The organism is Thermosporothrix sp. COM3, from assembly GCF_059696735.1.
Genome location: NZ_AP019376.1, coordinates 2,249,792 through 2,261,130, shown reverse-complemented (window position 1 = coordinate 2,261,130; position 11,339 = coordinate 2,249,792). Strand labels below are relative to the sequence as shown.

General features: G+C 52.9%; 8 protein-coding genes. 6 read left to right on the top strand and 2 right to left on the bottom strand.

What is annotated here, in order from left to right; translation table 11 throughout:
• Positions 1-180: 180 nt before the first annotated feature.
• The 6 genes from KTH_RS09680 (at position 181) to KTH_RS09655 (ending at position 9,240) form a co-directional block, all read left to right on the top strand.
• Positions 181-1,344 carry a hypothetical protein gene (locus KTH_RS09680; RefSeq protein ID WP_497618190.1) on the top strand — a complete coding sequence of 388 codons (1,164 nt, stop codon included), beginning with the start codon at positions 181-183 and terminating at the stop codon, positions 1,342-1,344.
• A gap of 64 nt (positions 1,345-1,408) precedes the next feature.
• Complete coding sequence (gene rpoC / locus KTH_RS09675) at positions 1,409-4,636, top strand: DNA-directed RNA polymerase subunit beta' (protein ID WP_497618188.1); 3,228 nt, start codon at positions 1,409-1,411, stop codon at positions 4,634-4,636.
• A 406-nt stretch (positions 4,637-5,042) separates the two neighbouring features.
• The gene (locus KTH_RS09670) at positions 5,043-6,248 is read left to right on the top strand and encodes a hypothetical protein (protein WP_497618186.1); all 1,206 of its coding nucleotides are present in this window, start codon (positions 5,043-5,045) and stop codon (positions 6,246-6,248) included.
• Positions 6,249-6,371: 123 nt separating this feature from the next.
• Positions 6,372-7,586 carry a hypothetical protein gene (locus tag KTH_RS09665; protein WP_497618185.1) on the top strand — a complete coding sequence of 405 codons (1,215 nt, stop codon included), beginning with the start codon at positions 6,372-6,374 and terminating at the stop codon, positions 7,584-7,586.
• Positions 7,586-7,984: a hypothetical protein gene (locus KTH_RS09660; RefSeq protein WP_497618183.1), complete on the top strand. Its 399-nt coding sequence runs from the start codon at positions 7,586-7,588 to the stop codon at positions 7,982-7,984. The genes KTH_RS09665 and KTH_RS09660 overlap by 1 nt, the downstream gene beginning before the upstream one ends.
• Positions 7,985-8,340: 356 nt before the next feature.
• On the top strand, positions 8,341-9,240 hold the full coding sequence (locus tag KTH_RS09655) for a hypothetical protein (RefSeq protein ID WP_497618182.1): 900 nt from the start codon (positions 8,341-8,343) through the stop codon (positions 9,238-9,240).
• 41 nt (positions 9,241-9,281) lie between these two features.
• On the opposite strand, the gene KTH_RS09650 is transcribed toward KTH_RS09655, so the two are convergent.
• On the bottom strand, positions 9,282-10,241 hold the full coding sequence (locus KTH_RS09650; RefSeq protein ID WP_497618181.1) for a WD40 repeat domain-containing protein: 960 nt from the start codon (positions 10,239-10,241) through the stop codon (positions 9,282-9,284).
• A gap of 13 nt (positions 10,242-10,254) precedes the next feature.
• Entirely contained in the window at positions 10,255-11,319 is a 1,065-nt protein-coding gene (locus KTH_RS09645) for a hypothetical protein (protein ID WP_497618179.1), read from the bottom strand.
• Between the last annotated feature and the right edge of the window lie 20 nt (positions 11,320-11,339).

Below are 11,339 nucleotides of genomic sequence, written 5' to 3'. Positions count from 1 at the left end.
CATCTGGGTCTCTGCCGCTTTCCGGAGATGTTCCTGTTCTTTTCCCGGAATATTTCCCCATCCTGCTTGTATCGTTTTCAGTAGTTGGAGTGCTCGTCACCAATCCCAACAATGCTCATCTTCCTGCGCTCCAACCGCCTTTTCTCGATTCAGATCAACAAGCAAGAAAGAAGGACTCCTATGCAGAAGACCATCGGATTTTCTCTCCGGAACCACAAACCAGTACGCCTTGATCTGGCTGAGCATCGGGGCAGCCTCTTTGGCTCTGAGCAATATCTGAGCCTCATGCTACATCGCCTTGCCTATAACGCTGTTCAGACTGGCTGGAAGGTCATCTATCTCGATTTTCAACCCACAGATACAGAAGCTGCCACGTTTACTGCAACCATGCAGCGAGGAAAACCGAAACGCGTTCGTTGCTTCCCGTACGAAGCCTACGACGGGCTCGGCATGGCAAAGCCCCCACAGGCTCTTATTCAGCAACTTCTCCAGCTCGCTTCACTTCCCCAAGAACCCTATGACCAGCATATTGCCATCCTCAGTTTAACAGAACAATTACAGCGTTCCCACACTCTGCCTTCCAGCCTGGGCGCACTCATTCAGCAACTGTACCAGCGAGCTCCGGAGCAAGCCTCTTTGCTGAAGCAGATTCGCTCTCGGGATTACATAGGGCTCCCTTTGCGCTTTGCCTCCATTGACGCTCTCATTGGACAATCCCTCAATGGAGGCTGGACGCTGGCAGATGTGGATGCCTGCTACATCAGCCTCGCCGCATGGAGTAGACCAGAAACAGCCAGATTACATGCACGCTTCTTCCTTTCTGAACTTGCCTGCTATCTCACAGAGTTGTGTACAAACCAGCGCGTGCTTGTCTTGCTCCGGCATCCAGAACTTTTGCTTGAGCCTGGCGAGATTACGTCTCTCTACAGTCACATAGAGCCATATGGCAGTCTTTTTGTCGCTACCGGCACGCCTGCTGATCTAGGCCCGGGCGAACGACAAATAGTAGCCTCATCATCGGTCCAGATCTATCTTTCAGGCAGCGCTCCTCAGCGCCCCTGGTGGCAACGCTGGCAGAAAAATCCCAATGGAGATGAAGCACTGCTTATCCAGGATGGGCGTAGCCGCCGCATCTATATCGCCCCGATCCCACTTGAAGCGACGGCGCTGGTTGGGTCAACATATCAGTTGCGCTCCGCCGACACGCAATCGCTGACCTTTGATACCCGGGATTTCCTGCTTCCCTCACATGTGGGTCCGACAACAGAGCCAATACCAGCGCTGCCCCGATTTGCACACAAGATTCGTGCAAAAAGCGAGTCCAAAGGGATCACACGTCAGTAGATAAAAACCATGCATGAGGAGTCCTCTCGCAGGATTCCTCATTTTCTCTACTCCAGGAGATGTTATGGAAGCAATTCGCATCAGTCTTGCCGGCCCGGAACATATTCGAGGCTGGAGTTCAGGAGAGGTGACCAAACCGGAGACCGTGAACTACCTCACACTTAAACCAGAAAAAGACGGTCTCTTCTGTGAACGCATCTTCGGACCAACAAAAGACTGGAGCTGCGCCTGCGGAAAGTATCGAAAGAAACGATTACCTGGTACGATTTGTGAAAAATGTGGTGTGGAACTGGCACCTGCAACCGTGCGGCGCGAACGCATGGGACACATCGAGCTGGCCCTGCCAGTTGCGCACCCCTGGTATGCCCGACGCACACCGAGTATCCTCGGCCTCCTCCTCGATCTCTCCCCACAACAGCTCTCAGCTATCCTGACCTGTCAAAACTATCTCGTCGTTGATAGTCAGCAAAGCAACACGCTCGTCGATCAGCAGACCGCTGCTGACCTCAAAAGCGCAGCCTCTCATCGATCTGTCTTCACAGGTGCACAGGCTCTTCAGCAGATGCTTCGCGCACTCGACCTTGATCAACTCTCCGACTCCCTGAGAACACAACAGTCCACTTCACAGGAGAAAAAAAGGCTCAAGCGGCTTGCCATCGTCGAAGCGTTGCGCTGCTCCAGCATCAAACCGGAGTGGATGATTCTCACTGTGCTTCCCGTTTTGCCTCCTGAATTGCGCCCGATGGTTCCCCTGCACGGTGCACGATTGGCCACCTCCGATCTCAACGTTCTTTATGAGCGCGTCATCCATCGCAATCAGCGGATCAAGCACCTTTTAGCACAAAACACGCCGGAAATTCTCCTCAACAATGAATACCGGCTGCTTCAGCAAGCCGTCGACGCGCTTTTCGATAATCAACATATGACTCACCCTCAACTCAACAGTCGACGCCAACCGCTCAAAAGTCTCACCGATCAGATCTCCGGCAAGTATGGACGCTTTCGTCACCATCTGCTCGGGAAACGAGTAGACTACTCTGGCCGTTCGGTCATTGTTGGCAATGCTCAACTGAAACTGCATCAATGTGGCCTCCCCACTGATATCTGTCTGGAGCTATTCAAACCTTTTGTGATTCGAAAACTGCTGGAACGAAACCTCGCACCCTCTCCACGAGCGGCCAAACGACTGATTGAACGGCCACGCCAGCGATCAGAGGAATTATGGGATCTTCTGGAAGAAGTCATGTTTGAACGTGTTGTCTTGCTCAATCGTGCTCCAACACTGCACCGGCTCTCTATCCAGGCATTTGAGCCGGTTCGCGTAGAAGGCAAAGCCATTCACCTGCATCCCCTGGTCTGTTCGGCCTTTAACGCGGACTTCGATGGCGATCAAATGGCGGTGCACCTACCTCTCTCTGAAGAGGCACAGGCCGAGGCGCGTCATTTAATGCTCTCGACACACAATCTACGTCATCCAGCCTCAGGCGAGCCGTCGATTAGTATCAGTCAAGAAATGGTGCTCGGCTTGTTTTATCTCACACAAGAGCGTCCCTCTTCCAGGAAGGGGGGAAGAGTGTTCGCAGATAGCGCTGACGCCTGTCAGGCCTACGAGCATGGTCAGCTTGATCTGCACACTCCGCTTGTTGTGCGCCTCAATCAAACGGTCTTTACTGCTCCCGGTACTCTCCAGGCAGGTCCGCTCCATCAGCGTATCACAACAACAGTTGGACGTCTGCTTTTTCACGAGGCGCTCCCTCCAGAACTGGGATATCGCAACTATGCGATGACCAAAGAAGCCATCAAGCAGCTTGTTGAGCAAAGTTTGCACGTGCTTGGCAATGAACAGACAGCCATGCTTGCCGACAAACTCAAACAGCTTGGTTTCCACTATGCTACCAGATCAGGCATCAGTTTTGCTATCAGTGATATCGTGGTTCCAGCAGAAAAGCATGCTCTTCTGCAAGAAGCTGATGCAGAAGCAGAAAAAATAGAGGAACAGTATAGTGCTGGCATGATGACAGGAGAGGAGCGATCGCGCCAACTGATTTCGCATTGGACACAGGTCACCGAACATATCTCATCTCGGTTGGAAGCGGCCCTTGATCCCTGGGGAAGCCTCTCCACCATCATCCAAAGTGGAGCCACAAAAGCCAAATTTCAGCAGATTCGCCAACTCTCCGGTATCCGAGGCCTTTTAGCCCGCCCAAACGGGACAATCATTGAAACGCCGGTGAGAGGCAACTATCTACAGGGTTTGAGCGTAGGAGAAACCTTTATTGCCGCCTCTGCCGCACGCAATGGCTTCATGGGAAGAAGTCTGAATACCGCCACCACCGGCTATCTCACACGAAAACTGGTCGAGGCCGGAATGGAAGCATGGATCACCACTCATGATTGTGGGACTACTGATGGACTGCTTATGCCAGTGCATACCCGAGAAGCGCATCAGCGCCTCGTTGGTCGGGTTCTTGCAGAGCCCACAGGGGCATTCGCCGCCGGGACTCTCATTGAGGAAACCATGATCCAACACCTGACAGATGTGCCAATGATCCGTGTTCGCTCACCATTGACCTGTCAGGCCCCCTATGGACTTTGTCGTCTCTGCTATGGGAGCGATCTCGCAACGGGAAAGCTGGTCAACGGGGGGACAGCCGTCGGTATTCTCGCAGGGCAGTCTATTGGTGAACCGGGAACCCAGCTCTCGATGAAAGCCTTTCATTCTGGAGGCATCGCAAATGCTCAAGGGGACATCCGCTTCGGCCTGCCTCGTGTGATCGAACTCTTTGAAGCTCGGCGCCCTTCCCATCCCACACCCAGGACGCCCTTGACAACAGGGGCCCTCAATCCACATGAGATCCTGGTTTCTCGCGGTAGCGAAGCAACGGCCCGCTATTTGCTAGCCGAAATTCAACATGTATTCCAAACAACTGGCGTCTCCCTGCATGATAAGCACATCGAAGTGATCCTGCGCCAACAACTCCGCTCCGTCCAGATACTGGCTTCAGGAGATACTGCACTCATTCCAGGAGCAACTATTGATCGCTTCACCCTCTTCCGTGAAAACGCAGCCATCCTGGCTCAAGGAGGACACCCCGCTCTTGCCCGTCCAATCCTTTTGGGGCTCTCTCAAAGCATCTTCCAGACAGCAAGCTGGCTCGCGGCGGCCTCTTTTCAGGAAACCAGCCGGGTCCTCAGCGAAGCCGCTCTTCTGGGCAAACACGACATGGGACTCGGCTTCAAAGAGCATGTTCTTCTGGGAAAAAGAATTCCAACATCTTTTCTTAGAGAGTAATTATATTGTTTCTTTTTACGCCCTTTTGCGTTATACTAAGATTATTATTCGTTTGTCGCTCTGATTATAGAAGGAGTAAAGTATGTCTCGTAGGTTGATCCTTCCTCTATGCATGCTAGGAGGAGCATGCATTACTTTTTATTTTGGTACTCTCCCTCATTTGCCAATGTTATCACAATTACCTCTTCTCTGGAAATATCCATCTTATCGATTTATTATCATCATCATCCTCATCAAAATCCTTTCCCCGCTCTTTGCGGTTAGCATTATCGGTATCAGTTCCCAGTTCTTCCATTCATTGACCCCACTCAAACTGCTTCTTGACACTATGCGGAGCCGCCTCGCTGAGCTCTCCTCGCTTCCTCATCACGCTTTTGCAGAAAATCACCAGACTTTCGCAGGAGAAATGCAAGAAACGCTTCCAGAAGAAGAAACATATCCGAGGATATTTACCTTTCCACGGCCACACCCGCCACGCCCAAAACCCTACCCTTCACAACGGGCACAGCAGCTTCTTGCAAGACGACGTCAACGTTTCTATCACACCTATCGCACGAAACAAGCATCAGCAGAGGAAAAACAGGGTGAAGAGAAGGGAAAAGCAGGCGAACCATGCCATCTGGCAGACATCCGCCTCGACATTACCGTGCTCAAAAGCATCAGTCTCACTCTTGTCATCCAGCAGAACAATACCATGCATCGGTATCCCCTCCCAACCCCCAGCAATGCCCGACGCTTACAACTCGTCTCTTATATCGGGGAACATCAACCAGTTGCACGCGAAAAAATCTTAGAGGATATCTTTGGTCATACGCTGTCCGATGAGGAAGCGACCACGGAGAAATTATCAGAACAATTTGATTCTCACAAGAAATTGCTGCGCAAAGATCTGCAAAAAGCGCTCAAACAGGCGAATGCTGACCTCGGACTCTCCCTTTCGCAGCAGGAGATCTTTTCGCATCAACACAAACAATATGCTCTCACCTCGCTCTGTCATATCACTGACATCGAGCAGCTCACTCACCTCTATGAGCGCATGCAAACTGCTGCCACAGAAGAAGAGAAGCGTCAGGCGGGGGAGGCATTGATCAAGAGCTATCCAGGCGATTTCTTTGAGGAAATGGTCTCTCTCTACCCTGAAGAGTTTGAGCCGCTCTATAGTTCCTGGATCCGAGCCCCCTATACCAAATACCGCGACTGGTATCTGCAAGCCCTCTGGTTGCTCGCAGAGCATGCTCAGCATCAGGGAGAACAGGCGCTCAAAGAGGCAACCAGCGAAGCCGCATCCGAACATCTCCAACAAGCCGCATCTCTCTACGCTCAGTATGCTCAGAAAGCCGTAGAGAATCGGCTTGATCTCAAAATCTCCTTCAAGGGCAAAGAGGTAGGTGAAAGGGTTGCAGCCAGCGAGCGAGCCATGCGCTACGCCATTCGGCTCTGGGCCCAACTGAATGATCACTATCATATTGACACCACCTGGGCCACCTACTACAAGCATCTGCGTCGGCTCTCGTCTCAGGCCTGGTCTCCCAGCGAGAAAACACAACAGGTGCTGCACACGGCACGCAAACAATCCTCGACAGGCTATGAGTCATTTGATTTTGTACCATAATATTTTTGTGTCCTTTTTGTGTTCTTTTTGTGTCCTTCATCTACTGGGAAGTTGAAAGTAGACGAACACAAAACGCACACAAAACGCACACAAAACGATATCTTTCAACCAAAGGAGATTTCGATGACGTCTCTTCCCGCTCACTCATTTCTTGATCTCATTACAACTCAGCAACCACTGCATCTCCCTCATGGCCCGCTCTCAGGGGCGTATCTCTCCGCTGATGGCGCCCCCGTTATTGAGATGGCGCTGGAGAATGGCAACAGTGCAACGCGTGTCATGACGCTGCATGCAACGACCCATACACCGGTCATCACCCAAACTCCTTCTCTCTACGAGGAAGAAACAACCCCCCTTATCTACGCCACTGATACCGGAGAATGGTGGCAGGTTGAAGAACGTGACGGCTCTCGCTCTCCCCGTTTCCATATCGGATCGTTTGCTGACGCGCAAGCCAGCCTCCCCATCGGCAAAACGGATGTTCGCTGGAACGATCACCGTTTTGTGAATTTCAACCGAGCCTGTCTTGTCAGTACCTTGATCCAGGCCGGCTATGGCCCAGGCACCCATTTCATTGGCATCTGCCCGGGATGTCGCAACGAAGAAGTCATCGTTGGCCAGGGCGTCAGCCCACAGGTTCAGGCAGCGCTCTCCACTGGCTTACAGTCCTTCGTCCTCTGGTACAAAGATACTGATCGATATGACATCCGTATTCATGAGATTTTGCCCGCTGTTCCCCAAACCTTTGGGAGCCATTTTGCCTTTGACTCCGATATTTTTGGCCGCTCGCTTCATCCCGAGGTTCCTCAATGGGTCTGGTTTGATATTGGCTTCTACGACGCCCACATTGTCACCGTTCGCCGCCGCAACGCGTCGCTTCAGGTCACAGGCACCAAAATCGCCGATGGAATGGCAAGCGTTGTCCGTGATATGGGAATCTTTCTCCGCCAAGCGCACTTCTCCCAGATGGAACCTCTCTCCTATGGCTCCGCTCTGGAGATGATGCGCCGCGGCCAGGTCTATATTGGGGGGCTCCCATTAGAAGGAGCGGAGCAAGAAAAAGGCAAACAGCTCATAGCCGCATACAAGGATCGAGAGGGGGGAAATCTGATTCGTACGCTTCTGGCCCATCATCCTACTCTCGATGCGGTTTTCGCTTTCACCGGAGGCGGCTCCATTGATCTGGCACACCAGATTCGCCGCCAAACACAACACCATCCTCCCCACCTGATCAAATGTCTGGCAGAGGATGTTGCCCGGATCGCCAACATCGCGGGGATCTTTCTGCTCCTCAATCTGGCAAAACGGAAACAAAGCAGAAGGGGGATCCTGGCATAATGGCAAAGCAGCGCTCCGGTGGCCTCATCCTAAAACATGTTCGTCTCCGTATCCGTGATATTCAACAAGCAGAAGCCCTTGCAGAACAGCATGACCGAGACCTCAATGATGTGGTCAGAACACTGTTTGAGCGGGGGACACTCTTTGGGGCAGCGCTCGAACCTCCCGGCCCGGCAGGTTGCTACGGCCTGTATGAAGGACGCCGCCTGGCTGAACTCCTGCTTCCTGATCTTGAGAAACTGATCTGCTTTGTAGTGAGATACGGGTGTATCCCCGCGATGCTTGAACACCGCCCATCTGAGCACCCTGCTCCGCTCCACCCACCCGCTGACACCCCGGATGATATTGCAGAGGAAGCGGTCGAAGTGCTCAATTTGTTCTTTGCTCCTCCCTCCTGACACAGCAAACCCTTGAGCTGTATGGGCCTCTCTCCTCTACAGCTCAAGCCTTCCTCCCCCACACACAAGGGACAAAGCTCCTGCTTTCCTATCAAGCGAAGTTGATTGTTGGCAATTTCCACCAGCCACACCGCACCACCGATTTGGAACGCAAACGCTCATAAGCAGAGAGAGACAAAAAAAGGAACGCTCTCCTCCATGACGAACCACGGTCACCCCTTCACCTTCCCGGAGCATACATCTGTTCCGCCCATTTCCCGATCACCTTCCGAATCGTTCCCGGGGGAATTCTGCGGACTTCCTTCATAGACACAGTATATTTCCAACAAAACTATTACAATGAGGAGGAAACAAAGATGCCATCAACGCACAACAAAGACGGACAGGAACACACACTCCCAGACAAGGAAGACCTCTTTTTCACCTTCGATGATGCCCCGTTTGAGGCCCCCTTTCAGCCATCGGGAGAGGCCGCACCGGTTCTTTCTCCGCTTGAGCCCGAATCTGAACCATCCACCGCACCTGAACCTGCGCTCAAACGGCGCCGTTGGAAATGGAGGGTTGCAGGCCTCACCATCATGCTTGCTGTCGGTGTACTTCTTCTGCTATTGTATCCGGTCGCACTCCCGGTACCAACAGCAGACGCTCCTAAACACCCACTCCAACCAACACAACAACCATCACCTACCGCATCTCCTCCAGAGTCATCCGCTCTTCTTCCCGTGCCGAACGGCTGGAAGCAAGCAGGCCTCACCCCCATTGACGCTCTCAGTGCTCAACGTGTGGCCATTGACTTTGTCCAGGCTGAAATGAATCTGGATTATCGCAACGCTGGCATTCGGGAACAGCACGGCGGGACCTTTACAGCAGCAATGGCCTTTTTATCGCCTGCCGCAAAAGAACGCTTCCTTCACTATGATCGGCGGATGATCAACAATGTTCTGTTTGACCAGGTCCAGCAGCAACAGCTTGTTCAAATGGTTCTTCATCCATCCACTCAGATTCACAAAATCCAGCAGAACGGAGATGAGCTATTTGCCTGGGTTGATGTCTCCTTTACACTGTATCAGTCGTTAGCAGATCAAACAGGAAAACGAGACGAGCACACCGTCCTTGATCCGAAAACACAAAAACCTCTCATTCAACATATGCAGGTCCTGCTCCTTGCAGGGCTGAATACGGCCACCGGCCAGAGCTGGCTCGTCACGACATATGCTCTCAACGCCCCACCGCCAGAAATACTCGATGTTCCTTGAAATCCTGACCACCTCTCGGAAGAAAAGAGGCGCGGCGCTTGCTACAGCGCCGCCTCTTTTTCGTTCTGCTTCCAGAGCGTAAGCTGTTTCTTGTTGCTACATAGAACGTGATTTGAAGAAATCCAGACTACCTCTTGTCCCTGATAGAGCGTTTTTGCCTGTTGGTGTAAGCTGGTATCCCAAACCGTCAGGCCTCCTTCTCCTATCGAGATGAAGCACTTCCCATCGGCAGACCAGGCTAACGAGGCGATATGCTCACTCAGCACCCTTTTTTCCTGCCGTGGGCCTCGATACAGAGCAAGCTCCCCACCTTCATCTGCAATGGCAAGATATCTGCCATCAGGAGACCAGGCCAAAGCCCGTACAGGCAGACTCAACGGTATCGTCGCCACCTCATGCCATGAAGCACCTTGCAGGAGCATCACTTCCTGCCCCACAGCAATCGCACATCTGTCCGCAACAACTGCCAGCCTCTGGATCGGAGCCCGGGAGACGGCGATCTGCCGCAGCCGATATTGCCGCCAGGAAATGAGTTGTTGATCACATGCACACAATAATGTATCTGCAACCCAGGCCAGTCCGGTAATGGGCCGCGGTACCGCAGGAATTTCGACATAGTGACCGGATTTCCAATCGTACACCACGAGCTCCTGATCACTCGCCGCAATATACTGATCACTACAGGCCAGGAGCGAACAGCGCATCGGAAAAGCAAGTGTTTGTCGAAATGCCAGATCAGCCGTCCAGAGAGACACCTGTGCCCCTGCACTCACAGCCAGCCGTTTTTGAGACGGAGCCCAACTAAGGGCTGTAATCTCTTCCTTCATTTCCCGCACCCCTTCAAGCGCCAGAGAAGAGGCGGGAGGCATCATTGAGATCCCCTCATCTGGATGAGGCTCTTCTACGTGCGCGGATGAGAGGAACGTCGTCGTCACGCCAGAAGCGAAACCAGCGACCGAGCACGCACCAAGAAACAGCAGAAAGATCCGCCGACTCCGCATGATACCCTCCTCCTTAGACAGGCAGAATATCCATTGTCGCCAGTTGCTGTAGTTGGGCACACAGGCTCGTGATACTTCCGCTTTTGCCGTTACCTGCGTAGGCAGCATGAGCCGTTGCAGCAAGCTGCGCGAGGGCCTCTCTTGCTTCAGGCGTTCCCAACGTTTCCATCTGCAAAAGGGCCAGGACATGTCCTCGTATCTGCTGATAGGCCGGGATCAGTTCGCTCCGAATCATGTCATCAAGATGCAGGGCGAGTTCGTGTTGCGTCACTGAGACACCCGGCGCTTCACTCATCCCCCGGACATGCTCTCGAATATGATTCAAATAGCCCGGGAGTTCCTGACCAGCTTCTTCCAACAGCCCAAGCCGTCCCTCACTCCCAACAAACACAGGCGTCCCGGGCGGTAAGACTTTCCAGGCAAACGCGGTCCCATCCAGATACTGGATACTCTGGTATAAAAACTGGCGAATCTGTTTCTCCTCATGGGCTTGTTGAGCCATCCGAGACCACTCATCTACCCTGGCTGCATTATGCTGAAGATACAGGGCAAATCCTCCATCCAGGCCAAGCTGCTTCAAGGTAGGTTCTTCAGCCAGGAGATGACGCAAATGATCAAGTGCGCTAAAGCGCTGCCCCCCTGCCGTATCAGGAAAAGCCCCCTCATATCGCCACAGACGTGAATCTAATGTGGGGGCCGTGGGCATCCCACCCTCCTCGTCTGTCACCAGCACCCGGCTATAGGATGCCAGGAGATTCCTCTGCCCAAGACAACGCTTGAGGTGCACCGTCTGTCCTGAAGAGCCTAACAATATTGCTTTCCGTGTATCATCACCTTTCTCTGGTAACAGCCAGAGAAAGTACTGATGGTGAGGGGGAGAGAGCGCCTGAAGTGTCACTTCTACGCAACTGCTCCCCTGGACCGTCTGCAAAAAGCGCAGGGTCCCCGGTTGGGGGAGCGTCGTCGGGAAAAAAAACAGCACCAGCAAGCTCCCGCTCAGCACCAATACAAGCCCTGCCATCAAGCGTTGGGAAGCAGTGAGAGGAGCATTCGTTTCCACAAGAATGGCTTGCTTCATCTGCACACCTCTACAACATG

Coding starts and splice junctions, on each gene's coding strand:
- KTH_RS09665 (WP_497618185.1), top strand. CDS start 6,372: ATGACGTCTCTTCCCGCTCACTCATTTCTTGATCTCATTACAACTCAG.
- KTH_RS09645 (WP_497618179.1), bottom strand. CDS start 11,319: ATGAAGCAAGCCATTCTTGTGGAAACGAATGCTCCTCTCACTGCTTCC.
- rpoC (WP_497618188.1), top strand. CDS start 1,409: ATGGAAGCAATTCGCATCAGTCTTGCCGGCCCGGAACATATTCGAGGC.
- KTH_RS09660 (WP_497618183.1), top strand. CDS start 7,586: ATGGCAAAGCAGCGCTCCGGTGGCCTCATCCTAAAACATGTTCGTCTC.
- KTH_RS09680 (WP_497618190.1), top strand. CDS start 181: ATGCAGAAGACCATCGGATTTTCTCTCCGGAACCACAAACCAGTACGC.
- KTH_RS09650 (WP_497618181.1), bottom strand. CDS start 10,241: ATGCGGAGTCGGCGGATCTTTCTGCTGTTTCTTGGTGCGTGCTCGGTC.
- KTH_RS09670 (WP_497618186.1), top strand. CDS start 5,043: ATGCAAGAAACGCTTCCAGAAGAAGAAACATATCCGAGGATATTTACC.
- KTH_RS09655 (WP_497618182.1), top strand. CDS start 8,341: ATGCCATCAACGCACAACAAAGACGGACAGGAACACACACTCCCAGAC.